Consider the following 24244-nt stretch of genomic DNA (forward strand, 5'->3'; position numbering starts at 1 on the left):
ACTAATCACCGATATTATCTAGTACATCAAAGCTTACACGGTCACCAATTTCGACTTTTCTACTAATTTGTTTACCAATAACTTGATCGTAATATTTAGTATGAAGCCCAAACCCTGGCCTAACTGACTTTATGTCATTAGCAGTAATAACATCACCTTCGTCAAGTGGTTTAGCAAAGTACAAAGAACGTCGAGCTAAAATATTTTTTTGTGCTGACTCAGTTATTGAATAATCAACATTACCAAGCGCCTTCTCAGCATCTCTTACAGCACATACCAATTGACTAAATTCATTTTTATCTAACGAGAAAAAGGCATCTACTGAATCATCACTTTTATCTAAAATGAAGTGCTTTTCGATGATTTTAGCCCCAAGAGTTACACTCACAACAGGAGAGATTATCCCTTGTGTATGATCAGAAAGTCCTGCAAGGCAATTAAAGCGATCCTTTATATCTGCAATTGTCGCTAAATTACACTCATCTAAAGGCGTAGGGTAAGCTGTAGTACACTTTAAGATTGCGAGCTCTTTACAACCATTCTCCCTCAGCACTTCAACTGCAAGTTCAATATCTTCAAGATTTGCTATTCCTGTTGATAAAATTACTGGCTTTCCAGTTTTTGCGACATATTGTAAAAGAGGGATATCTGTAATTTCTGGAGAGGCTATTTTATAAACAGGTGCACCTAATTCTTCTAGAAGATCAACTGCAGAAAAGTCAAAGGGTGAAGAAAAAATATCAATATTACAACGCTTTGCTTCAGCAAATAACTCTTTATGCCACTCCCAAGGCGTATATGCTTTTTGATATAAAGAATGCAATGAAACATGCGATTGCCATGGATTATCGCTAGGTAAGCAGAAATCAGGTTTATCGCAATCAAGAGTGATTGTATCTGCTGTATAGGTCTGCAGCTTAATAGCATCTGCGCCAGATTGTTTGGCTTCTCTTATTATTTCTTTTGCTTTTTCTAAACTTCCGCCGTGGTTCGCCGACATTTCAGCAATAATATAACAAGGACTAGTGGAATCTATTTTTTTTCCATTAATTTTCATATTATTCTCTATCTTGTTGTTCGTTTTTAAGGGAAATTAGAAGCCCCTCATTACGAACTATTTGAGCATTGATGGCTTTCACTTCAGGGTGGCTGTCTAGAAATGCTTTTATCTGTTGATAGGTTACATTTAGAGTATCATCATTCGCATCAGCAATCGCATTTATAACTTGCCAATCTTCTGGTGTATCTAAAGTAAACCGATAATGACTATCATCAGTGTCATTATTCAATTCAATAACTCGATATTGCTGTTCTTTATTTTCATAGAGATGCAAGGTGACATGTTCTAATTCAGATGGCCTCAGTGCTTCTAAAACAAGCCCTTTTAACGCCTTTGTTTCTACAACTTCACAGTCAACGCCTTCTGCAAACATTTCACTTAAAAAACCATACTGAGCATTTTCATCTATTACTTTAGTACACAACCGCTCACAAATATCAGCATCAACAAAAGGCGTATCACCTGTAATACGAATTACGAATTCACAGGGGTAAAGCTCGGTCGCGAGCTGAAACCTTTGTAATACGTTCTCTTCTGGCCCTCTAAAGTATTTAATCCCATGCTCTTTAGCAACAAGGCATAATTCATCGTTCTCTTGATTAGTCGATGTAAGTAAAACAGTATCATCAATACAAGCAGCCTTTTTTAGCCGCTCAACAACTTGAACGATCACTGGCCTACCATTAATATTTTTAAGAACCTTGTTTGGTAGTCTCGAAGACCCCATTCGAGCTTGTATGAATGCTATTACTTTAGCCATCTAATTTAACCTTTGAAAACCACTATGGCAAACAGGTCCATCTATTAAGCTGGCAATATCTTGGTTACTATCAAGTGCACCTTGCAATAGGTTAAAAACTTCAGAGATAGCGGAAATATACTTTTCACATATCTCTTCACTATGGGCAATGGAAAGATAAATTACATTACTGGCTAAGAAGCCTCTTTTTAGCATCTCTTGAGTGAACAAAGTTTTAAGTGCTAATGCTTGATCTGTCGGAAAAATAAATATCGGCACGCTATCAATACCAATAATTTTTAAATCAAAACCAGCTTTAGCTGATGCATCTAATATTTGTTTTTTGAGTTTTTTACCAATTTCATTAAGCTTAAGAGGTACATTGTCACGTTTAAAAATTTCCAATGTTTTAAGCGCAGCAACAAAACCAACTCTTTCAGTCCAGTAAGAGCTACTAATAAAAGATTGCTGTGCAGCATCCATTACTTCTGAGCGACCTATAATTGCCCCAATAGGGTGCCCGTTACCTAGCGCTTTACCTAGTACACAAATATCTGGTTCTACCTCAGTTAAGAGGTGTGATGCGCCTGTATTTAATCTAAATCCTGAAGAAATTTCGTCGAAAACAACCACTATATTATTTTCATGTGCAATTGCTTTAACTTCTTTTAAAAATTCAACATTTGGTTGGCCATGCCTGAACACTTCCATCATCACAACACCTAACCTATCACGATGCTTTTCGACAATAGCTTTGAAACCTTCAATATCACCTTCTTTAAAAGGAATAGCAGTGTTGTGTAATTGCTTTGGCACACCTGCAGGTTTTAGTCCTGGTAATAGTTGCTCATCTAAATTTTCACTATCACTAATATTTGTAGCTAAATACCAATCATGCCAACCATGGTAACCACAAAATGCCACGGTTTCTTTCTTACTAAAAGCACGAGCGATTCGAATTGCTAAAGTACAAGACTCACCACCAGTACGTGTGAAGCGAACAGCTCCTGACCAAGGATGCAGGTCAATCAATTGCCTTGCTAGTTCAACTTCTTCAAAACAGTTTAAACTACTCATCGAACCATCTTGAATAGCAGAAATAACAGCGTCATTAATCTCATCGTTAGCATAGCCAAGAGAGCTAGTTCCAATTCCCATAATAGAAAAATCGTAGTAATGATTGTTGTCTAAATCCCAAACTTCACAACCTTTTGATTTTTTATAGTAAGCAGGCCATTGCTCCGGGAGAAACATTTCAGCGCGCTTTGATAATAGCTGATTACCTCCAGGGATAATTTTTTTTGCTTGTTGCCAAAGCTTTGCACCAGAGTTATTTTTTAAGGTCATGAAATACCCCTAGAAGAATATGATTAGATAATATCGATTTGTTTAGGAATATTATAGAGATAATAAATTCCCATATATAGGTTATCGGCAAGGTATCTACAAAATAAAGTAGTAATTTATGAAAGCAACCAACGCATGTAAATACCTTGATCTTTCTTATCAAAAGTACGAAAACCTAATTTTTCATAACTCTTGATCGCGGGAATATTGTTAGCATCAACACCTAAAATAATTTCACTAATAGATAGCTGTTCCATCAAGCAGCGTGCAGTTGCAGTTATGACTTCAGCTGCAACTCCTTTACCTCGCCAAGCTGGCTCACCGATTAGTATCCCCATTGTGGCTTGTCCACTTTTTTGGTCTATTGGCTCGTATTTAATATTACCGATATGATTGCCCTCAAAAAATATCCCCCAAAGAATACAATCAGAAGCCGTATTTTTTGAGTTTATATACTCTCTTAATGAGCTTATTGAGGAAGATGAGTAAGCAATGTATTGCTTACTCATCTTGTCTTCAAACCAACTTAAGTAGCGTTCAGATGCATCTGATTCATTTAACAATCTCAAATTGAAGCGGTTGGTAGAGATTGATGTATTCATTAAACTGAAGGCTTAGAGTAGTCGAAGCTATAGTCACTCAATACATTCCATCTTGTTCTGTATTGATTAGGGGCTTCAAGAATGAAGTCTTTCCACAGTTCCTTGGCTTCTTGATAATAAGGGATAATTTCTTTGTCATCACCGAAGTTGTAAAGTAATGAAATTAATACCGAAGTTACATACAAAGACTCACCTTCTAAAAGAAGGTAAAGGTGAGTAAAGCGAGGGTGGTTTTTAAATGAAAATAAGTAACGCAGGCTCTTTAATAATTGTTGTAATGCATCTGCTCGATTATTAATTTCAGAGTCTAAGATTTCAGCCATAACATTACATAACTGTTCAAACTCATCGAAGTCTAGGAACTCTTCTAGATTAATATTCTGCTCTAGTGATTTGAACGGTTCTGCTTTGATAAAACTTATAACCTCATGCTTACTGACGTTCGTAGACTCAATAAAGATGTCTTCTGATAATAATGGCATACTTCCTTTTATGGCAGTACCATCACTACAGTTATAGCAATTTAAACCTGTTCCTAACTTTGACTCTAAAAAACGCTCCATTTGAACTTTACCGGTGTGCATAAAGTGATCAGTAATGACTTCACCACCAAAATTACCAGGAACGACCAACTCTCCACCCATTTTTAATGGAGCATGAATCGTTTTACCTTCTCCAGAATAGTAATAACTCCCTTTTGAATGGTGATGGTTAGGATCTTTATAACCATTATCTGCACCAAAAAGATAAATGTTCTTAAACTCCATGCTGCCAAAAAAGCTTAACGCAGTGTTACCAACAAGCGGGTTACTAAATCCTATCGTTGTTGTTATGCGGTTATTTTTTAAATATTCAGTAATATGAAACAACGATGTACCAGCTTCGTTCCCTTTTAAAGCTACGCCACACCAACCAAAAAGGTCCAAAACACCTGGGTACATTACATTTAAAACAAGTAAGTTTATTTCTTGTCGAGTTTGTTCAGGCACAAATGCGACTAAAAAGTCTTCTGTTGCTTTTGTTCTTTCAAGAGCAACGTGAAAATCAGGAACAATACCGTGATTTAGTAAAGAAGTGGTCGCTGAATTACATGCAACAACAATGACATCTTTTTGATATTTTTTTATCACCTCAATGTCTTTATCAAGAGAAGGCCCGTTCGCAACTATAAAGATAGGAAATTGATTAAAATCAGGTGATATTTTATTTTCTGGCTTTAATAAGTTAACAGGCTTGTGACTGTTTTCAACGGTATGAGCAATACTTAACAAAGCATCATCAAAAAAGCCCCACCCCATAAAAAACTGATGAAAGTTTCCTTTAAATTCAGCTATGAGTCTATTAACAGCTTCTGAGGGATAATGTTGAAAGAAAAGTGCTGAGGCAACACTAAACGCACCTATCTGGTTTGCTCTATCATGTAACGCTTCGTACATTTCACTTTCAGATACTCCAATAGCAAAATACAGAAAGCTGCCTGAGTCATCGACTTTTTGGAGAAATGACTGCCAATCAAAGGTGAATAAACTTGCGAAAAAATAGTCTTCATTTGGCTCAAAAATACTGATGTAATCAGCAATAAACTTGTCAAAAAAGTTATTTAGATAATAGCCTAAGCCAACACCAAATATAATTGCGCTAGGCACTCGCTCATCAACAGCCTTATTTTCTCCTAAATTTTGGCTAGCATTGTTGTAAACTCGTCCTATAGATTTCATTAAATCAATATGAACAAAGTTTGTTTCATTCTTTAAAAACTCAACTCGGCTATGATCGACTTTTCCCATAATAGGATTTTTAAACATTTGCTCAATTTGGGATTTGGACTGTGCTAAAGGATCTTCACCGTAAAGTGGTACACCAGTGTCATAATCAACAAAGTTAGCAGTACCATTTTCATTAAGAAATAAATTAAACTTCTCTGAAGGTTGATGTGATAAGAATTTCGTTGCGATCTCTGGAAAATACTTTTTGAAGGCATTTATATTATTTTCAAATCTTTTATTTGCTTCTTCTGCAAAAAGTGCATCTCTTTTATCTTTTTCTGAAATGCCTTTTAGCTGCGCTTCAATTTCTTCAATTTGTTGCTGTTGAGATGGTTCAGACATTTTGGTACTTCTTCAAGTTTTTCTGATTTTTTTGGAACTGAGCTAACTGCTTAACAGTTGATTTTTTTTTAGCAATAACTTGCTCGATTAGTGCTTTATGTTGCTCTACTACATTTAAAATATCTTCATCACTTTTGAAGTGCTCTCTATCTATAGAGTTAGAAAATAAAGTTTTTATCTCTTCATCTATCTTAAGTGATTTTTCAACCTCGTTTGATTCAATTGCAGAAGCAAAATCAGAGAACAACTTTTCAAAATCAGCCGACATTGGCATCAACACCATTTTCGTTTAATGTTTGTTCTCTTATATCATGTGGGATTGCGTCCCAAGCTGACTTGATCTCTTTTAGCAAGTTAGAAACTTCTATCACTATTTCAGGATCATTTTTAATACTTGCATCTAGTAAACGGTCAATCATATAAGAATACAATGCATAAAGATTTTCAGTGACTTCACCGCCAACTTCAAAATCTAAACACCCTCTCAATGCCTCTAAAATAGCTGATGCTTTTGATAAATGCTCACTTTTAGCTTCAAGGTGCTTTTTTTCAATTGCCACTTTCGCAAGCACCATTTTTTCAATGGCACCAGCCATTAACATTTGAATGATTTCGTAACGGTCAGCACCAGCTACTCGGGTTTTAAGAGCCTCTTTTTGATAATTCTTAACTTTAGCGTTGTACATACTTTCTACCTTTTTATCGCTGAAAATTAACTGCTAGACTTAGTGAAACCAGGTAAACTAGCAAGTTGCGAACTCAGATAAGTTTGCGTTGATTGCATTTGCGCAAGCAAAACATCTAACCCTGAATATTGCTGCCTTAATCGAGTTTCGAGCTCTTCCATTCTATATTGGTGATTTAAAACATCATCTTCTAGCTCATCTAATTGGCCATTCAAGCTTTCTTCACGCTGCTTTATGATACCATCAGAGTCTACGTAATTATTAAGTAAGGCCTCGAACTGTTTAGCAACGCCGTTTTCACCTGCAAAAGCTTTGCCAATGTTGTCAAAGTTATCATCCATCGCTTCATTTAAACTACGAACTAAGCTCGACTTTTCAAGGTAACCTTCTTTATCAACACCTAAACCTATATCAAAAATACTGGTAAATGGGCCTGCATCAGACAAATTAGTTGAGAGTGTATTTACTAATTGTGAACTTAAAGACCTGATTGTAGCATCGCTATTTAAAGGTTTACCTACTCTTGATTGAAAACCTAGTTGGCCTACTACATTGTTGTAATTTGCAATTAACTCATCAACCAGTGTAGTTATACTCTCCCTGTCATACTCGACAGACAATTTGGCAGTTTCACCGTCAACACTTTGGCGTTTAGCCGTAATTGTCATATCTTGAACAGCATCTTTGAATGTGTTGGTGTCATTGGTGATAGTGATACCATCAACCTTTATTGTCGCGTCTTTGGCTTCATTACCAGAAGCGATAGCTATCCCGCCAGCACTAACACCATCGTTTGCTAAAGTAGAAACATTATCTAGCTCAGCATTGTCGTTAGTAATAACTAGATCATTACCAGTGCCTGTTACATTCGAAGTAAAAACAAGCTTAGACTCTGTGCCTGTATTAATAATATTAGCAGTAACACCAAAGTTAAGATCAGAATCGTTAATAGCATCACGCAAGTCAGCAAGAGTTGCACCAGCATCAAGTGTTATATCAAAGCTCTTATCACCAGCAGCAAAAGATAAAGTACCGCCAGAAGCTGTGACAACATCATCTGTTGAGGTAAATAGACCATCATCGGAAGTTGCGCGACTACCCTGTGCAAGCTCAACAACTTCTATGTTGAAGTCCCCTGGGGTAATATCTGAAGTTGGAGTTACCGAGATTAAATCACCATCATCACTAGTAGGCTGCTTGATGTTAGCAATTCGTTTATCAAAGTTATCAGGGTCAGCAAGCTTCTCGACTGTATCTTGCAGTTTCGATAACGCTGATTTCACTTCACCTAAAGCCGATAACTCAACCTGAAGCGATTCTTCTTTTTTAACAAAAGCATTCATTTTTGGAGTATTTTCAGCTGATAGTGTCGCACTGATGATGCTTTCTAGATCAAGACCAGAGCCTACTCCTGCAGATGTAATTGATGCCATTATAATACTCCTAAATGCTAACTTTATGCGGTTCTATCGAACAACAAACCTCTATTGCTTAATTTATCGGCAAACTCTTCTAAAGCTTTAGCCACTTCGCGAAACTCTTCGGTTGGAATTTCTCGAATTACCTCATCATTTTCTTTATCAAGAACTTTGATAATAGGCGGTTCCCCCATCTCATCAAATTCAAAAATTAAATTTGTTGATGTGACTGGGATATAGCTATTAAGCTTTTCTAAGTTTTGTTTTACTTCAGCAATTAGATCGTTTTTATCTCTCTGCTCATTTTGTTTAGAAACTTGCTCAATATCCACAGGCTCTCTACCAGCAATTTCTGTGCCTTTACTTGCTTTAATATCATCAATTTCAGCTTTTAAATTTGCAGAATTTCCACTAGTAGTAAGGTTATCATTAGACCTTTGCGTTGAATTAAGATCTATCATAGTAATACCTCTTAATATCTTACTTATTAAGTATAAGCCACTTCAGAGTAAATTTCCTAGCAACCCAAAGTGGCTTATAAAACAAATATTAGCCTAGTAGTGAAAGCGCTACTTGAGGACGTTGATTTGCTTGGCTAAGAATTGAGCTACTTGCTTGTTGCAAGATTTGCATCTTAGTTAAATTAGCTGTTTCAGTTGCGAAATCTGTATCTTGTATACGCGAACGTGCAGCAGATAAGTTTTCAGCAATATTTGATTGGTTACGAATAGTAGATTGGAAACGGTTTTGAACCGCACCAAGCTCCGCACGCTTTTTATCAACTACTGCAATAAGTGAATCCATACCAGCTAAAGTCACTTGTGCGTTTACTTGGCTTGATACACTTATTGCTGTCGCGATGTATGCTGCAGCAAATGTATCTGTCGTTAATGCTGCACCACCAATATCTGACGCACCTTCAGCTAGGCCAGATAAACGGTCACCAGTTACTGCACTTGCAATACCCGCAATACCAGAAAGAGTGAAGCCAGCATTCGCAGAAAGAGAACCAGTTGCAGAACCACCAACGTTTTGCATACTAAAGCCGATTGTTTGAACTGCATCAGCACCGACTTGGAAATTAGCATCAAAAGAACCGTCAAGAAGGTTTTGACCACCGAAAGTAGTATCTTCGGCGACACGATTCACTTCAGACATTAATGAACGAATCTCTTCTTGAAGGGCTAAACGGTCTTCATCAGTATTCGAACCATTAGATGCTTGTTGAGCAAGAGTTCTCACTCGTTGGAACATCGAAGTAACTTCGTCTAGTGCACCCTCAGCTGTTTGTGCTAAAGAGATACCGTCATTCGCATTTCGGTTACCTTGATTTAAACCATTAACTTGACCAGTTAAACGGTTAGAAATTTGCATACCTGCCGCATCGTCTTTTGCGCTGTTAATGCGTAAACCTGACGAAAGGCGCTGAAATGAAGTGTCTAAAGAGTTGCCAGATTTCATTAGCTGGCGCTGTGCGTTCAAAGAACTCACATTAGTATTTACATAGATAGCCATAATAGCCTCCGCTTTATCATTTTATAGCTAAACAGCGGGATACCCCTACCCTGCTATTTAACCGACTTAGAGTCCTAGATTTATAGTTCTCTAAATCAGTTATCGTCTGATAAAGCGAAAGCTTTAGCTTTATTTGTAAATTTTTTAACTAATTTTTAAATTTTATCCTTGTAATAAGCTTAGAGCCGCTTGAGGTCGTTGATTTGCTTGACCTAAAATTGTTTGGCTTGCTTGTTGTAAAATTTGGTTCTTAGTTAATGCAGCCGTTTCTGCAGCGAAATCAGCATCTTTAATTCGTGATTTTGCAGCTGATAAGTTTTCCGAGATGTTCGCCTGGTTTCGAATCGTAGATTGAAAACGATTTTGCACAGCACCTAACTCTGCACGCTTTTTATCTACAACAGCGATTAGCGCGTCCATTCCAGCAAAAACCAATTGAGCATTTACTTGAGTTGAAACAGAAACTGAAGAGGCTCTAAAAACAGCGTCAAAGCTATCAGTCGCTAATGCTGCACCACCAATATCTGATGCACCTTCAGCTAAAGCTGAAAGCTGCTGCCCTCCAACGGCACTTGCAATACCTGCAATACCTGAAAGAGTGAAGCCTCCATCAGCTGATAAACTATTTATTGCAGCAGTTCCACCTACACTTTGCATACTAAAGCCAATGGTTTGAACTGCATCCGCACCAATTTGGAAACTAGCAGAATAACTACCATCTAATAAGTTTTGACCACCAAATGTTGTATCTGTAGCTATGCGATTTACTTCATCTGATAATTGACGGATCTCTTCTTGGATTGCTAAGCGGTCTTCATCAGTATTCGAGCCGTTTGCAGCCTGTTGAGATAGTGTTCTAATACGTTGGAATGTTGATGTAATTTCATCCATCGCACCTTCAGCAGTTTGCGCAAGTGAAATACCATCATTAGCATTTCGATTTCCCTGATTAAGACCTAGAATTTGCGATTGTAAACGGTCAGATATTTGTAAACCGGCAGCATCATCAGCTGCACTATTAATACGTAGACCTGATGATAAACGTTTAAATGAATTATCTAGATCTGTACCTGTTCTATCCAACTGTCTTTGTGCATTTAATGCACTAACATTAGTATTTACATATAAAGCCATAATAAACTCTCTTCTTATCTGTCAAAGTAAAGTCACTTTTAAAAAGTGAATTTGACAAAGTGACCCTTATAGCGGCAAATCTAAGTCGCCTGGGGCAAAATACTGCCACTTTGCTTATTAGTTAATTAACTTGAAGTAAACAGAGCAATTAATAGGCCAACAATTAATTTAGTTTAAAAAAGAATGAAAAAAGGCTCCATGTAGGAGCCTTAAGAGAGATAAGTTTAAGAGTGGGTTTAATAACACAAATTATGGCATAATCTGTGCTTTATATTTTATGTTCTTACAAATGTTAGAACACTAATGTCAGGATTTTGAGCGCCTCCGCTTTATAATCCTATCTTAGCGCCTTTGTTAATACCCCATTAGACAAAGGCGCTTTTCTTTTAAGTCAAAGTTTTGACTTCACCTTAACTTAAATCCCTCAACTATTAACCTAGTAGGCTTAACGCCGCTTGAGGTCGTTGGTTAGCTTGACTCAAGATTGTTTGGCTAGCTTGTTGTAAGATTTGCATCTTAGTTAAGTTAGCTGTTTCTTGAGCAAAGTCAGTGTCTTTGATACGTGACTTAGCTGCACTTAAGTTTTCAGAGATATTCGATTGGTTACGAATAGTAGATTGGAAACGGTTTTGTACCGCACCAAGCTCAGCACGTTTTTTATCAACTACTGCGATAAGCGCGTCCATACCTGCTAAAGTCACTTGCGCATTTACTTGGCTTGATACACTTATAGCTGTTGCAATATAAGCAGCAGCAAATGTATCTGTTGCTAATGCTGCACCACCAATATCTGATGCACCCTCAGCTAGTCCAGATAAACGGTCGCCAGTTACTGCACTTGCGATACCCGCAATGCCTGAAAGAGTAAAACCACCATTTGCAGACATAGAACCCGTAGCTGAACCGCCTACATTTTGCATACTGAAACCAATTGTTTGTACAGCATCTGCACCCACTTGGAACTCTGCATCGTATGAACCGTCAAGTAGATTTTGACCACCAAAAGTTGTATCTTCAGCAACACGATTCACCTCAGACATCAGTGAACGAATCTCTTCTTGAATCGCTAAGCGGTCTTCATCGGTATTTGAACCATTTGCTGCTTGTTGAGAAAGCGTACGTACACGTTGGAACATTGCTGTTACTTCGTCTAGCGCACCTTCAGCTGTTTGCGCTAAAGAGATACCGTCGTTCGCATTACGGTTACCTTGGTTAAGACCGTTAATTTGCGATGTTAAACGGTCAGAAATTTGTAGACCAGCCGCATCGTCAGCTGCGCTGTTGATACGAAGACCTGATGATAAACGCTTGAATGATGTATCAAGTGAGTTACCAGAATTCATTAATTGTCTTTGAGCGTTTAATGAACTAACATTTGTATTTACATAAAGTGCCATGATATTTCTCCCGAAGTAAACTTATCATTTACTCTCAAACTTACTCTAATTAAGCGGTAACTGTCATTTGTTACTCTGCTTGGTTAATTAAGTTATCGGTCCGCTCAAAAAATCCTTTAGTGAATTTTTAAACAATTTTTAAATTTTCACTTAACATGCTATTTTTAAAAGAAAAATAATTTAAAATTTTAGCTAAACATGGCTTCTGGTTACCTTTAAAGCCGCTATCACGATGTGTTAACGAGGGTAAAAACACAATAAAGAGTGAGCTAAAAGCGCTTTTAAAGTAGGAAACTTAAGGAAGGTTTTATAGGTTAAGCTTATTAAATAAGCTTAACCTACATAAATTATAAGTAATCAAATAATGAGAGGTTAGCCAAACGGCCAAATGTTGCCTGTGCAGCTTGCAGTGATGTTTCTTGTTTGGTGAGTTCAGTAATCGCTTCAGCCATATCAAGCTCAACAAGCTCAGCTTTAGCAGCTTTATTGCTAGTATCTAAGTCACCGTTTGATTGTTCAATTTTCTTGGCTGTATTTAAGCGACCACCCAAACCAGCCTGTACAAGTGAAACCTGATTTTTGGCATTATCGAGTTGTACGATGGCATCAGCTAAAACTTGATCAAACTCTTCTTGAGTTAAATCAGGATTGGTTAGTCCTGCAATCAGATCGTCCAAAGTATTTAACGCATTCTCTTTTTGTGGTGCTTCAAGGTCAACATCAACTTGGCCATTTGCAACAGGTGAAACAGAAATCTCCATACCTTGATATTCAATTTTACCGTTTTCAAAACTACCGCTGTCAATCGTTACACCAGCTTGCTGCACAACAAATGTATTAGGTGTGCCTGCGGTAGTAATAAAGCTTAGTGTATTGGCATTTGCCGCTGCAGCAGGATCAGCGTTGTAATTTGCCTGATGGAATTTATCGAAATCAGCTTGCTCAGTAACATAAATTTTTGAGCTTGTAATACCGCCCGAAACTGTGCCATCGTTTGAAGCTACATTTAGGCGTGCATTTACTTTTTCGAATGTATCAAAACCATTGTCACTTGATTTGATTTCTACACCTTCAGCTACTTTGATCTTGTGTTGCCCCTGATCGCCACCATATTCATAGCGACCAGAAGTACTATTGTAACTATAAGATGGGGTATTATCTTGGTAACCCGAAAAGATAAATTTACCGTCTTCGGTCTTTGCATTCATCAAATCAAGTACCGTACTTTGCAATGCTTTAACTTCTTCAGCAATACCTTCACGGTCGATATCACTATAGGCACCGTTACCAGCTTGAATCGATAACGTATAAGCAGACTCAAGCGCACCTTTAATATTTTGCAGTACACTTTCTTCTGTTGTTAGGCGGCTATTCAGCATTGTAATGTTTTTTGTGAACTGCTCATTACCTTGAATGCGATCTGTATAAAGTAGTGCGCGAGCCGTAGCCGAAGGATCGTCAGCAGCAGTCAATACACGCTTTTGAGTATTAACCTGCTCTTGCGCTTTGTTTACATTTTGTTGTGAGTTAAGAATAGAGTTAAGGTTATTCTTATACATCATGTTATTTGAAATACGCATAATTACCTCGCCGCACTTAATAAGGTGTCAAAAATAGTACGTGCTGTTGAAAGTACCTGTGCCGATGCAGCATACGATTGCTGGAAGCGCAGTAAGTTTGCAGCTTCTTCATCAAGGTTTACACCTGATAGTGATTCATACCAAGCTTCAGACTGATCAGCCAGTGCTGTAAAGGCCGCACCATTCGTTTGGGCTTGACTAGTCACTACACCAATATCAGTGACAATGCCTGAATAGGCTTGATTAAACGTTTTATGATTATCGGCTGTACTACTTGCTTCAACATTTTGACGCACTAGCTCACCATTTTGTAAATCGGCCAATAGCAAACCATTACGGTTATCATCAAAACCACCAGTGTTAAACTCTACTGTGAAGGCGTCACCTGTTGCAGGTGATCCTTCAATATTGAAGTCAAAACCGTAGGTATCGTAAGGCGCCCCTGCTTGAGCAAGAATATTCTCAGCAGGCGGTGTTATGGTAAACGTCGATGTACCGTTACCATCTGTAATTTGATACTCGTTAGCATTCGCCGTTTTCACTAATGTGATATCGCCATTCGCCAAACTCGGTGGAGGACCCACGGTAATACCCGTTGAGTTGTCAATATCGGACACTGTGCCAGCAGAAATACTTGCATCACTGGTATTATTGATATCGTTCGCAGTTCGAATAGGTGATGCTAACGCTAAATCTTCAGGACGTTCAGTTGCAAGCTCTAAGCTAGTTGCAGCCTGAGAGTTCAACTTAACCATAAATTGGTCACCAGTATTTGCAGCACCTGATACGTTGAGTTGTAAACCAAACGCTTCACCACCTGTAATAGTTGATGAGTCAATCACACCGGCAGTCACATTTGCTGTAGATGCGGTGCCAATGGGTTCACCTTTATTATCGATTGCCTGAATCTCAACAGTGGTTGCGCTTGTATAGGTCACAATAAAATCACTTGCTGGCAATTCGCTGCCTTTACCAGGTTCAAGGGTTGCCGTCATTGTTGATGTGCCCGTATTGGCTTGATAACCAAACGCATCTACCGTTGGAATAGCAAAAATATCGCCGCCAATTTCACCATTAGCGTCCATACCTAAGCTATTTTGTTGGTTAAAGGCATCGGCTAATGCTAAGCCCATTTGACCAAGTTGGTTTTGCGCTGGCACTAAAATATCGTCACGAAATGCCAGTAAGCCACCAATTTTGCCTTTCAATTTACTCACATCAACTTCAAGCGGCACGGCTTTGCCACCGTTTACATCAAGTTTTAATTCTTTAAAGTTCGGATCAGGATCGCCACTGAATGAAAACAGGTTAAATGTGCCACTTTGCATAACAAGTGCTTGACCAGAGCCTAAATACACTTGTTTCTCGCCGTTATTACCATCGAGTGTTTCAATATCAATCAGCTCAGATAAGTCACGAATTGCTTTATCACGTTCATTATATAAACCACTTGAGACTGACTCACGATCAGTACCATGAACCGACGCAATCTTGGTATTTAAATCACTGATATTTTGGATCAAGTTATTAGCTTCATCTGAAAAGATTTCTAGCTGCTCATTTACCACTGCTTTTTGGTCAACAACAATGCTCGACAACCTGTCCATTTGATCAATCAAATTTTGTGCATCCGTCATGACCAGTGAACGAGCTACTGTTGATGACGGTTGATTTAAGCTTTCTTGAACATTGTTAAAAAACGAATTTACGCTCGTTGATAAGCTGTTTGACTCTTCTGAAAACAAGCTATCTACACGGCTTGCTTCAGTTACAAACTGATCAAAGAATGCTTTATTAGAGGTATCTCTATTTAATTGCTTTTGTGCAAATTCATTTAGTAAGCGATACGTTTCACCACGACCGACTTGGTTATCGATCATGGTTGTGAACTCAGTACGCTCACGTACATAGCCCTCGGTATTAACGTTGGCGATGTTTTTACTGGTGGTTTGTAAAAGCTCAGAGTTAGCTCTTACACCGGCATTTGCTATGTCATATAAGCTAAATGACATGAGGGTCTACTCCTTAACGTACCAATGAAGCAGCGACGCTTTGAAGCTCAACGCGCTTCAATACCTGCTTAATTTTATCGGCATAATTTGGATCAGTTGCATAGCCTGCTTTTTGTAACGAATCTAAAAAGGCTGCAGGTTCTGCGGTATTATTAAGTGCTTCTTGATAACGTGGGTTTTCATTTAAAAAATCCACAAAGTCGTTCACACTATCTTTAATCGATTGATAAGAGCGAAAACTTGCTTGCTTTTTAACTGGCACACCTTGTTCAAATTCAAGCGTGACTTTGCTTGCTTTATCACCTTGCCAGCTCCTATCCGATTTAATATTGAATAAGTTGTTACTACTTGTGCCATCAGCTTTACTGATGATGTGTTTACCCCAGCCCGTCTCAAGTGCTGCTTGAGCAACCATCACAGCTGGGTTTAAGCCAATTTTCTCAGCCGCATTTTTAGCGTGCTCCCAAACAGAGCTAATGAAAGACTCAGCATCTTCAAAGCGATTTTCTGATTGCTCGTTCGCTGATGTATCCTCGACAGCTTGTGGTTTAGCCTTAGCCTCAGTAGTGCTATCAACAGCACCGCTTGCGCGTTTATCACTATCAAAGTTAGCCGTCGTTCTAAGTACAGAACCTGGGGTAAACTCTTTACCGTCTGGCGAGAGTTGCTGAACAATCAAGTCAGCTAGACCCAACGAGCCATTTGATGAAAGCTCAACCGACATTTGTTGGTCATGCATCTCTTCAAAAAATTTAACGCCGCTTGAATTAAATGGGCTGTCTTTATCTTCGAACGCTTCATTTGCTTTACGCATACTTTTAAGCAGCATCTGAGTGAAGATAGATTCAAATTGTGCCGCCGCTTTTTTCAGCGCCTCTTTTGACGCATCGCTAGAGGCATCACTTTTTAAGGCATTTTGACGTAATGAGTCTAAGTTGCCTAAATCAAAAAAGTTTTGCTTGTCGAGATGATTAGTATCCATCAGCTTTTTGACACAATAGTTAATAATGAAAATTAAAATGCAAAAATTGCGCCAATAAAAAACTTTATAAATGAATGGCTAATAACTTATACAGGAATGGAGTAACTTCAGAGCCAAGATTTTGGCTGATGTTTATACACTGAACGATTTAAGAATTACTAAAACAAAAAACGCGCTCGAAAGCGCGTTTTAATTTAAATGATAACCAGTTGCCCGTTTATCGCCCCCGCTTCTTTTAAAGCTTCAAGGATTGCCATTAAATCACCCGGTGCGGCCCCAACTTCATTGATTGCACGCACGAGATCATCAAGATTAACACCTGGATTAAATACAAAAGCACGTGAATCATCTTCGTTCACATCAATAATACTTTGATTGGTAACGGTAGTTTCACCATCACTTAAAGCATTTGGCTGTGACACATTTTGCTGCTCAGCAATGGTGACCGTTAAACCACCATGTGTAATCGCCGCAGGCTGTAGCTTCACGTTTTTGCCAATCACTATTGTGCCTGTGCGAGAGTTCACAATAATTTTTGCTGCTGTGTCTGCTGGCTTAAACTCTAAGTTTTCAAGTGTCGACAAATAAGCAACACGTTGAGAAGCATCACGCGGTGCTAACACTCGTACTGAAGCTGCATCGATTGCCTGAGCGCTGTCAGGACCCACTAAATCATTAATCGTTTGCTCTAAGCGTTTAGCCGTTGTGAAATCAGGACGATTTAAATTAAAGGTAATGTAGTCACCTTGCATAAACGGGCTCTTAATAGCACGCTCTACAATGGCACCGTTTGGAATACGGCCTACTGTGGGTGTGTTAATAATTACACGGCTACCGTCTGCCCCTTCAGCACCTAGACCTCCTACAACTAAGCTGCCTTGTGCAATCGCATAGGTATTGCCATCAACCCCTTTCAGGAAGGTTTGTAATAAAGTACCGCCACGTAAACTACCCGCACTACCGATAGACGAAACCGTAATATCAATGGTTTGACCGGGTTTTCTGAATGCCGGTAACTCTGCATGTACAGCCACAGCTGCAACATTTTTAATCTTAGGTTTTAAGCTATCAGGTAGAGTAATACCAAAACCATTCAGCATGGCTTTAAAGCTTTGTTGAGTAAATCGGCTTTGTTCACCTGTGCCTGGCAAACCGACAACCAAACCATAACCCACTAATTGGTTTGCGCGCACGCCCTCAACCATAGATACATCTTTGACTCGCTCAGCCTGTGCAGAAAACTGCAGGCTAATTAAGCAAAGAGCGATTATGTATTTAAACCCATTCATGACTTTATTCCTCTAAAATGGGAAAAGCGAACTACTAAAGAAACGAGACAGCCAACCTGCACTTTGCGTTTCTTGAATTTGCCCTTTACCTGAGTATTGAATTCGCGCATTAGCAATACGGTTTGATGTGACCGTGTTATCTGCTTGCACATCTTCAGGACGAACTAAGCCTTCAAGGCGAATAAATTCTTCACCGGTATTCAAAGTAAGCCATTTTTCACCACGAATAACCAAGTTTCCATTAGGTAAAACACGCATCACATTGACAGAAATATCACCAAATAAGCTATTTGATTGGTTAGACTTTGAATCACCTTTAAACGATGCCCCAGAACCAATACCAAACTGAATGCTATCACCACCAATATTCACAGGATTGCCACCAAGCCCAATAACAGGGTCTAAACTAGCGTCCGTTTCTTTATCGGTTTCGGTTTTAGCGGCTTTGGTGGCTTGCGTTGATTCTTGCAATTTAACCGTGATGATATCACCAGCGCGCAATGCCTTTTTATCTGAGTACAAGTCATCTGCTGAATAACTATCAAACAACGAACCCGTTGGTACCATTGGCTCTGTTGTTGGCTCCGGATACATAGGCGCATAGTAAGGGTCATCCTGAACCACATGATGATTTTGCGTTGTCATACAACCACCCAGCATTAATGCTGCCGATGTGACTAAGATAATATTACGCATGCTGCCTCCTACCCATTAAAGCTGTTGATTGATGTAACTAAGCATTTCATCAACCGCTGAAATCACTTTTGAATTCATTTCATAAATTCGTTGCGTTTCGATCAAGTTAACGAGTTCTTCTGTTACATTCACATTAGACGTTTCTAGAGAACCTTGAACCACAGTACCTAAACCATCGATACCTGGGTTCCCTTGCACAGGTGCACCACTCACAGCGGTTTCGGTGTACAAGTTTTGCCCCATTGGCTCAAGACCTGATGGATTAATAAAGTCACTAATTGTTAGCTGACCAATTACCACGTTCTCTGCTTGTCCTGAAATACGTACCGACACTTCACCGTCTTGCGAAACAGTAATTGATTGTGCATCGTCTGGTACGTTCATTTCTGGCTGTAATGGAAAACCCGCACCAGAAGTTACAATGCGACCATCTTCGTCAGTGGTGAATTGACCATTACGTGAGTATGCAATGTTGCCATCTGGTAATTGCACTTCAAAGAAACCCGGGCCTGAAATCATCCAGTCCAATGAATTTTCTGTGGTAAGCATGTTACCTTGTGAAAAGTTCTTTTGGTTAGCAACCACTTTGGCACCGGCACCAAGCATTAAACCCGATGGCATTTCAGTGTCTTGAGATGAACGACCACCTGGTTGATTGATGTTTTGATATAGTAAATCTTCAAATACGGCGCGGCTTTTTTTATAGCCTACCGTGCTGGCATTCGCGAGATTATTTGAGATCACCGAAATATCGGTTTGCTGGGCGTCAAGCCCGGTTTTACTGATCCATAATGCAGGATTCATAACTCTACCCTCTCAGTCATCTTAAACAATGCGTAACAGCTGATCTTGACGCTCGTCGAGCTCTTCGGCTGTTTTCATTAATTTAACTTGTAATTCAAATTGGCGTTGATTGCTGATCATGTCGACCATTTCATGCACTGGGTTTACGTTCGACATTTCAAGCGTACCCGACAGTACTTTTACGTTTGGTGAAATATCACAAAAACCACAAAGGTCATTGACCAACATGTCTTCTTTTGGTCGAAATAAACCGTCATTTCCCTTTTCAAGCTGAGTATTATCAGCCTCAATCACTTTTAAGCGATCAACCACTTCCAAAAAGTTAGCTGGCGCACCTTGTGGGCGAACCTGAATAGCACCGTCTTCACTAAACTCAACTTTCTCGATAGGTAATGGCAAAATGATTGGACCACCTTCGCCAATTACTTGACGGCCATGGCTAGTGATCAACGCGCCATCTGGAGTAATGTTTAATGTGCCAGTTTTGGTGTACGCCTCATTGCCTGATGCATCTTGTACACTCAACCAACCACGGTCACTCATCGCGATATCAAGCTCGCGGCCAGTTTCAACAAAACCACCCGATTCCATATTAGATCCAGGGCGTTCTTGCATTGCAAACACCCTAGATGGCAGACCTTCACCGAAGGCTTGCATAGAGCGAGCTTGTGCAAAATCAGCTTTAAAGCCAGTGGTGTTAGCATTAGCAAGGTTGTTGGCCTTGAGTTCAAGACCTCGCAAACTTTGCTTAGCACCCGACATGGCAATGTAGACCATTTTGTCCATAACATTGACTCACTAAAAATACGATAACTAAGAAATGCAATAAAAGTGCCAAAGTAAAATTGACGCTAAAATAGAAGAGAAAAATGAATAATTAGAATGAAAAAAGGCTGCCAATAGAGGGAGCAGCCTTCGTGTCGGATTAAGCTTAGAGCCGTTAAAATTAACGGATCTGTAGGATGTTTTGCTGTAGTGTTGAGTTAACCTCAAGCGCACGTGAATTTGCTTGGAAGTTACGCTGCGCACTAATCAAATCAACAAGTTCGTTAGTTAGGTTAACGTTTGATTGTTCAAGCGCAGATGAGTTAATTGAACCCAAGGTACCTGAACCTGGTTCGCCAGCAATAGGCTCACCTGACGTTAAACTCTTCTTCCAAGAAGTATCACCCACTTGCTGTAAACCCTGTGAGTTCGAAAAGCGTACCATCGCAACTTGACCTAAGAATGAAGTGTCACCGTTACTGTATGAAGCAACAATTTTACCGTCAGAACCGATATCGATACCTGATAGACGACCTACAGTCGCACCATCTTGTTCAAGTGCTTTTACTTCAAAGTTACTAGCATATTGAGTAGGTACTTTATTCGCTGTTGCCGCTTCATCACGCCAGTTCATCGTTACATCATCAGGGAAACTAGCACCATTAGATAGTAAGTCAGATAAACCTGTCGCAGCGCCTGCGCCATTTGGTAAAGTTAATGGGTTAAATGATGCATCAGTATTTGCAACACCATCCGTGTTAAGTGGTAAACCACTTGAATCAAATTGGAATGTAGTTAGTGGTGTATAAGGCGTTGTTGTTTGCTCTACACCACTTGCATCAAATGGTTTTTCATCAAGTGTTGCATACACTTCCCATTCATTTTCATTACCTGTTGTCGCTGAGTCTGTTTTCACAAAAAAGAACTGTAAAATATGTGGCTCACCTAATGAATCATACACAGTTGTTGATGTTGAACTGTTATATGTAGCACTTGCTTCAGGGTCAAACGGTGTCACTGTTGGCGCAGAGGCACGTGAATCAAGGTTAAATGATGAATAAACATTCGTGGTTGCACGTGGTGAACCTGATGCATCAGGAATTTGTAACGCCGAAGATGTACTTAAGCTAACAGAAGTGGTATCACCGGTTGCTTCATCAACAGGGAAACCTTGTAAGTAGTTACCGCTTGCATCAACAATGAAGTTATCCTGGTTTAGTTTAAACGCACCTGCACGAGTATATGTGAAGTCTTGCGCGCCTAGGTCATTCGCCATTGCGAAATAACCTTCACCAGTGATCGCTAAGTCAAGAGAGTTATTTGTGAAAGATAACGAGCCTTGGTGGAATTGCTGTGCCACCATTGTCGTTCTTACACCGTCACCATTTTTTGTTTTACCAGAACTAAATACTGATGATGCGTATACATCAGCGAACTCTGCACGAGACTCTTTAAAGCCCGTAGTATTAACGTTAGCAATGTTATTTGCGGTAACGTCTAAATCTTTTTGCGCGGCTGCTAAGCCTGTTAATGCAATATTGAAGCTCATAACTCACCTCTAACCTATCTCTTAGCCTAAGCTAACCCAAACCTTTTTTACTTATGCGATTTCAGCTATATCAGTTAGCCTAACCGCACCCTCTTTTGTATTTACGATAATGCCGCTTGCGCCATTAATATTGACACTTTCAATATTCTTAAAGGTCGCCATTGGCATACTGCTGTAGTCTCCATTTACAAAGCCTTCAGCACTGATGTCATATTCACCTTCAGGTAGCACATTGCCATCATTGTCTTTACCATCCCATTCAAAACGAAGTGCACCCGCTGACTGAGAACCTAATTCAATGGTACGCACTAACTGGCCTGATGAATCCGTTATTCTTAGCGTTAAAGATTCAACAGCGGTTTCTGCAACCACCGACCCTTTAGCTAGATTTTCGCCATCAAAATCAATGGTGTCAGACTCAAGTAACGCTTGCTTACCAACAAGAGTCGAAGCCTGTAACGCAGAATTTGATGTCATTGATGCAGTGAGTGAATCAAACTTCTCGTTTAAGTTTGAAATACCTTCAGCCATGGTAAAGTTCGTCATCTGCGCAATCATTTGATCGTTATCAGCAGGATTACTTGGATCCTGAAACGACAACTGCTGTGTTAACAACGAAAAGAAATCTTCCTGAGAAAGCGTGTTGTTGTCTTCTTCAGTTGTTTGCGTACTACTTTGATTCCAACGCAAACTATCCATATAGGATGATGATGCAGAGCTGATGTCGTTACTCATAACTTATCCTCGGTTACCGTTGTCCTAACAACAGTGTTTTACTTAACATTTGCTTAGCTGCATCAGCAACTTGCACATTTGTTTGGTAAGAGCGAGAGGCAGAAATCATATTTGCCATTTCTTCTACAACATTAACGTTAGGTTTGTAGATATAACCATTTTCATCCGCACTTGGGTGGTTCGGGTTATATTCAATTTGTAGAGGTTTATCACTCTCTACAATGCCTAACACTTTAACGCCAACAGAAGAGCCCTGAGGATTGCTTTGTGATGCTGACGCTTTAGTCAACTCTGCAGCAAAAACAGGGTGGCGCGCTCGATATGTCTGATCTTGACTAGAACTAATCGTATTTGCATTCGAGATATTACTGGCTGTGGTATTTAAGCGAACATTTTGCGCACTCATACCGGTTGCTGAAATATCAAAAACATTATACAAACTCATGATTAAGCTCCTTGACTACCGAGGGCTTTTTTAAGGCCTTTAATTTTACTACTCATAAATTGCAGGCTTGCCTGATACTCTAATGAGTTCTGTACATACAAGTTTCGTTCCACTTGTATATCGACTGAGTTACCATCACCTGTATCTGCTTGATTTGGCGTACGAAACATTTCTGCACTGCCAACAAAACGACTGCCCCCGGCAATATGTTTAGCATCGGTTCTTACCATGCTATTGCCGCCTTGTTGGTTGCTTTTTGCCGCTTTTAATGCCGAGGCAAAATCGATATCTTTCGCTTTATAGCCCGGCGTATCAGCATTAGCGATATTTGTCGCTAATAACTCGGCGCGTTGTGAACGGATCAACATCGCATGAGGATGAACACCAAATGCTTTATCAAAACTGATAGCCATAACCATCTCCAAAAAATTGACTCTGCAGTGGTTAATGCAAAAGCTAAGCCAAAAATTTAGGAGTAATTTAATTTATATAAGAGACTGAAAAAATAGGTAAATTTAGCAACCTAAGGGCTAGGTTGCTAAGGAGAGTTTACTTTTTCTGATAGATGATACCCGGGTTACAACGAACCATATCAAAGCTATCACTTAAGCCCGCCATTGATTCTGACGCACCTAAAAACAGGTAACCTTTCGGGTTTAAAGCTTGAGCAAATTGAGAAATGATTTTAGCTTTTACTTCTGGTGAAAAGTAAATCAACACATTACGGCAAAATATGATGTCAAACTTGCCCATAAGGGCATATGAATCGAGTAAGTTTAAATGTCTAAAGCTGACCATTTTACGTATAGGGTCAACTACCTGAGCCATTCCATTACCGCTGTCCTTGAAGAACTTTTGACGACGCTCCATCGACAAGCCACGAGCGAGCGCCAGCGAGTCATACTCAGCATTCTTGCACATATCAAGCATGGTATTAGAGATATCAGTGCCAATAATTTGCGCACCCATCTTTAATACGCCTGGGTTTTTTGATTGGAACTCGGCAACAGACATGGCAATTGAGTACGGCTCTTGTCCTGATGAACTTGCCGCTGACCATATTTTTAGTGGCCTACGCACATCTTTAAGCTCAGGAAATAGTTTTGTTTTCAATAACTCAAACGGATATTGGTCACGAAACCAAAGCGTTTCATTGGTTGTCATCGCATCAACGACAGCGGCACGAAGCTGCCTCTCATGAGGGCTTAGTGTTTTACTTACCAACTGTGATAAAGACTCAACATTAAAACGCGCCATAAGCGGCGCAAGGCGGCTTTTAACTAAATAAAGTTTATTATCGCCAAGCACAATGCCACATTGTTGCTCTAAAAAAGAGCGGAATTGATCGTATTCGCTTTGTTGTAAATGCTTATTTTCCAAA

The 24244-nt window shown here is 39.4% G+C and carries 24 protein-coding genes; all 24 read right to left on the reverse strand.

The genetic code is table 11. From position 1 onward, the window contains the following. Nucleotide 1: 1 nt before the first annotated feature. The 24 genes from pseI to WA256_RS04075 all read right to left on the reverse strand — a co-directional run bounded on the left by pseI (nucleotide 2) and on the right by WA256_RS04075 (nucleotide 24243). Nucleotides 2–1057: a pseudaminic acid synthase gene (pseI, locus tag WA256_RS03960; protein WP_335989136.1), complete on the reverse strand. Its 1056-nt coding sequence runs from the start codon at nucleotides 1055–1057 to the stop codon at nucleotides 2–4. A gap of 1 nt (nucleotide 1058) precedes the next feature. Next, nucleotides 1059–1820 (reverse strand): cytidylyltransferase domain-containing protein, encoded by a 762-nt coding sequence (locus WA256_RS03965; protein ID WP_175082339.1) that lies wholly within the window; start codon nucleotides 1818–1820, stop codon nucleotides 1059–1061. Then, nucleotides 1821–3146 (reverse strand): aminotransferase class III-fold pyridoxal phosphate-dependent enzyme, encoded by a 1326-nt coding sequence (locus tag WA256_RS03970; RefSeq protein WP_175082338.1) that lies wholly within the window; start codon nucleotides 3144–3146, stop codon nucleotides 1821–1823. A 116-nt stretch (nucleotides 3147–3262) separates the two neighbouring features. Then, nucleotides 3263–3748, reverse strand: coding sequence for a GNAT family N-acetyltransferase (locus WA256_RS03975; protein WP_058586408.1), 486 nt, complete (start codon nucleotides 3746–3748; stop codon nucleotides 3263–3265). Next, entirely contained in the window at nucleotides 3748–5856 is a 2109-nt protein-coding gene (locus tag WA256_RS03980; RefSeq protein ID WP_058586409.1) for a motility associated factor glycosyltransferase family protein, read from the reverse strand. Before WA256_RS03980 ends, WA256_RS03975 begins: the two co-directional genes overlap by 1 nt. Continuing rightward, nucleotides 5849–6124 carry a hypothetical protein gene (locus WA256_RS03985; RefSeq protein WP_058586410.1) on the reverse strand — a complete coding sequence of 92 codons (276 nt, stop codon included), beginning with the start codon at nucleotides 6122–6124 and terminating at the stop codon, nucleotides 5849–5851. Before WA256_RS03985 ends, WA256_RS03980 begins: the two co-directional genes overlap by 8 nt. Continuing rightward, the gene (gene fliS / locus WA256_RS03990; protein ID WP_058586411.1) at nucleotides 6114–6542 is read right to left on the reverse strand and encodes a flagellar export chaperone FliS; all 429 of its coding nucleotides are present in this window, start codon (nucleotides 6540–6542) and stop codon (nucleotides 6114–6116) included. The genes WA256_RS03985 and fliS overlap by 11 nt, the downstream gene beginning before the upstream one ends. 26 nt (nucleotides 6543–6568) lie before the next feature. Further along, nucleotides 6569–7975 carry a flagellar filament capping protein FliD gene (gene fliD / locus WA256_RS03995; protein WP_335989145.1) on the reverse strand — a complete coding sequence of 469 codons (1407 nt, stop codon included), beginning with the start codon at nucleotides 7973–7975 and terminating at the stop codon, nucleotides 6569–6571. A gap of 23 nt (nucleotides 7976–7998) precedes the next feature. Further along, nucleotides 7999–8421, reverse strand: coding sequence for a flagellar protein FlaG (locus WA256_RS04000; protein WP_058586413.1), 423 nt, complete (start codon nucleotides 8419–8421; stop codon nucleotides 7999–8001). Nucleotides 8422–8509: 88 nt separating this feature from the next. Next, nucleotides 8510–9475 (reverse strand): flagellin N-terminal helical domain-containing protein, encoded by a 966-nt coding sequence (locus WA256_RS04005; RefSeq protein WP_058586414.1) that lies wholly within the window; start codon nucleotides 9473–9475, stop codon nucleotides 8510–8512. A gap of 162 nt (nucleotides 9476–9637) precedes the next feature. Beyond that, nucleotides 9638–10609, reverse strand: coding sequence for a flagellin N-terminal helical domain-containing protein (locus WA256_RS04010; protein ID WP_058586415.1), 972 nt, complete (start codon nucleotides 10607–10609; stop codon nucleotides 9638–9640). Between the two features lie 431 nt (nucleotides 10610–11040). Continuing rightward, a complete protein-coding gene (locus tag WA256_RS04015; protein ID WP_058586416.1) occupies nucleotides 11041–12006 on the reverse strand; it encodes a flagellin N-terminal helical domain-containing protein in 966 nt (321 codons plus the stop codon). A 347-nt stretch (nucleotides 12007–12353) separates the two neighbouring features. Next, nucleotides 12354–13586, reverse strand: a complete 1233-nt coding sequence (gene flgL, locus WA256_RS04020) for a flagellar hook-associated protein FlgL (RefSeq protein WP_335989150.1) — start codon at nucleotides 13584–13586, stop codon at nucleotides 12354–12356. A 2-nt stretch (nucleotides 13587–13588) separates the two neighbouring features. Then, a complete protein-coding gene (gene flgK / locus WA256_RS04025) occupies nucleotides 13589–15598 on the reverse strand; it encodes a flagellar hook-associated protein FlgK (RefSeq protein WP_335989152.1) in 2010 nt (669 codons plus the stop codon). Between the two features lie 13 nt (nucleotides 15599–15611). Further along, on the reverse strand, nucleotides 15612–16580 hold the full coding sequence (flgJ, locus tag WA256_RS04030) for a flagellar assembly peptidoglycan hydrolase FlgJ (RefSeq protein WP_335989154.1): 969 nt from the start codon (nucleotides 16578–16580) through the stop codon (nucleotides 15612–15614). 194 nt (nucleotides 16581–16774) lie between these two features. After that, complete coding sequence (locus WA256_RS04035) at nucleotides 16775–17869, reverse strand: flagellar basal body P-ring protein FlgI (protein WP_054562215.1); 1095 nt, start codon at nucleotides 17867–17869, stop codon at nucleotides 16775–16777. 12 nt (nucleotides 17870–17881) lie between these two features. Then, on the reverse strand, nucleotides 17882–18565 hold the full coding sequence (flgH, locus tag WA256_RS04040) for a flagellar basal body L-ring protein FlgH (protein ID WP_054562216.1): 684 nt from the start codon (nucleotides 18563–18565) through the stop codon (nucleotides 17882–17884). A 15-nt stretch (nucleotides 18566–18580) separates the two neighbouring features. Continuing rightward, nucleotides 18581–19369, reverse strand: coding sequence for a flagellar basal-body rod protein FlgG (gene flgG, locus WA256_RS04045; protein WP_054553306.1), 789 nt, complete (start codon nucleotides 19367–19369; stop codon nucleotides 18581–18583). Between the two features lie 21 nt (nucleotides 19370–19390). Continuing rightward, nucleotides 19391–20155, reverse strand: coding sequence for a flagellar basal body rod protein FlgF (locus WA256_RS04050; RefSeq protein ID WP_054553307.1), 765 nt, complete (start codon nucleotides 20153–20155; stop codon nucleotides 19391–19393). 160 nt (nucleotides 20156–20315) lie between these two features. Further along, entirely contained in the window at nucleotides 20316–21683 is a 1368-nt protein-coding gene (gene flgE / locus WA256_RS04055) for a flagellar hook protein FlgE (RefSeq protein WP_063529168.1), read from the reverse strand. Between the two features lie 51 nt (nucleotides 21684–21734). After that, nucleotides 21735–22418: a flagellar hook assembly protein FlgD gene (locus WA256_RS04060; protein WP_054562218.1), complete on the reverse strand. Its 684-nt coding sequence runs from the start codon at nucleotides 22416–22418 to the stop codon at nucleotides 21735–21737. Between the two features lie 13 nt (nucleotides 22419–22431). Further along, on the reverse strand, nucleotides 22432–22863 hold the full coding sequence (flgC, locus tag WA256_RS04065) for a flagellar basal body rod protein FlgC (protein ID WP_054562219.1): 432 nt from the start codon (nucleotides 22861–22863) through the stop codon (nucleotides 22432–22434). A gap of 2 nt (nucleotides 22864–22865) precedes the next feature. Then, nucleotides 22866–23276, reverse strand: coding sequence for a flagellar basal body rod protein FlgB (gene flgB, locus WA256_RS04070; protein WP_054562220.1), 411 nt, complete (start codon nucleotides 23274–23276; stop codon nucleotides 22866–22868). Nucleotides 23277–23412: 136 nt separating this feature from the next. Next, nucleotides 23413–24243: a CheR family methyltransferase gene (locus tag WA256_RS04075; protein ID WP_054562221.1), complete on the reverse strand. Its 831-nt coding sequence runs from the start codon at nucleotides 24241–24243 to the stop codon at nucleotides 23413–23415. Nucleotide 24244 lies beyond the last annotated feature (1 nt).

Source organism: Pseudoalteromonas sp. CH_XMU1449-3 (genome assembly GCF_037027245.1).
Taxonomy (GTDB): Bacteria; Pseudomonadota; Gammaproteobacteria; order Enterobacterales; family Alteromonadaceae; genus Pseudoalteromonas; species Pseudoalteromonas shioyasakiensis.

Excerpts from the sequence above, each read along its gene's own strand:
- pseI (WP_335989136.1), bottom strand. The coding sequence starts at position 1,057 with ATGAAAATTAATGGAAAAAAAATAGATTCCACTAGTCCTTGTTATATT.
- WA256_RS03965 (WP_175082339.1), bottom strand. The coding sequence starts at position 1,820 with ATGGCTAAAGTAATAGCATTCATACAAGCTCGAATGGGGTCTTCGAGA.
- WA256_RS03970 (WP_175082338.1), bottom strand. The coding sequence starts at position 3,146 with ATGACCTTAAAAAATAACTCTGGTGCAAAGCTTTGGCAACAAGCAAAA.
- WA256_RS03975 (WP_058586408.1), bottom strand. The coding sequence starts at position 3,748 with ATGAATACATCAATCTCTACCAACCGCTTCAATTTGAGATTGTTAAAT.
- WA256_RS03980 (WP_058586409.1), bottom strand. The coding sequence starts at position 5,856 with ATGTCTGAACCATCTCAACAGCAACAAATTGAAGAAATTGAAGCGCAG.
- WA256_RS03985 (WP_058586410.1), bottom strand. The coding sequence starts at position 6,124 with ATGTCGGCTGATTTTGAAAAGTTGTTCTCTGATTTTGCTTCTGCAATT.
- fliS (WP_058586411.1), bottom strand. The coding sequence starts at position 6,542 with ATGTACAACGCTAAAGTTAAGAATTATCAAAAAGAGGCTCTTAAAACC.
- fliD (WP_335989145.1), bottom strand. The coding sequence starts at position 7,975 with ATGGCATCAATTACATCTGCAGGAGTAGGCTCTGGTCTTGATCTAGAA.
- WA256_RS04000 (WP_058586413.1), bottom strand. The coding sequence starts at position 8,421 with ATGATAGATCTTAATTCAACGCAAAGGTCTAATGATAACCTTACTACT.
- WA256_RS04005 (WP_058586414.1), bottom strand. The coding sequence starts at position 9,475 with ATGGCTATCTATGTAAATACTAATGTGAGTTCTTTGAACGCACAGCGC.
- WA256_RS04010 (WP_058586415.1), bottom strand. The coding sequence starts at position 10,609 with ATGGCTTTATATGTAAATACTAATGTTAGTGCATTAAATGCACAAAGA.
- WA256_RS04015 (WP_058586416.1), bottom strand. The coding sequence starts at position 12,006 with ATGGCACTTTATGTAAATACAAATGTTAGTTCATTAAACGCTCAAAGA.
- flgL (WP_335989150.1), bottom strand. The coding sequence starts at position 13,586 with ATGCGTATTTCAAATAACATGATGTATAAGAATAACCTTAACTCTATT.
- flgK (WP_335989152.1), bottom strand. The coding sequence starts at position 15,598 with ATGTCATTTAGCTTATATGACATAGCAAATGCCGGTGTAAGAGCTAAC.
- flgJ (WP_335989154.1), bottom strand. The coding sequence starts at position 16,580 with ATGGATACTAATCATCTCGACAAGCAAAACTTTTTTGATTTAGGCAAC.
- WA256_RS04035 (WP_054562215.1), bottom strand. The coding sequence starts at position 17,869 with ATGAATGGGTTTAAATACATAATCGCTCTTTGCTTAATTAGCCTGCAG.
- flgH (WP_054562216.1), bottom strand. The coding sequence starts at position 18,565 with ATGCGTAATATTATCTTAGTCACATCGGCAGCATTAATGCTGGGTGGT.
- flgG (WP_054553306.1), bottom strand. The coding sequence starts at position 19,369 with ATGAATCCTGCATTATGGATCAGTAAAACCGGGCTTGACGCCCAGCAA.
- WA256_RS04050 (WP_054553307.1), bottom strand. The coding sequence starts at position 20,155 with ATGGACAAAATGGTCTACATTGCCATGTCGGGTGCTAAGCAAAGTTTG.
- flgE (WP_063529168.1), bottom strand. The coding sequence starts at position 21,683 with ATGAGCTTCAATATTGCATTAACAGGCTTAGCAGCCGCGCAAAAAGAT.
- WA256_RS04060 (WP_054562218.1), bottom strand. The coding sequence starts at position 22,418 with ATGAGTAACGACATCAGCTCTGCATCATCATCCTATATGGATAGTTTG.
- flgC (WP_054562219.1), bottom strand. The coding sequence starts at position 22,863 with ATGAGTTTGTATAATGTTTTTGATATTTCAGCAACCGGTATGAGTGCG.
- flgB (WP_054562220.1), bottom strand. The coding sequence starts at position 23,276 with ATGGCTATCAGTTTTGATAAAGCATTTGGTGTTCATCCTCATGCGATG.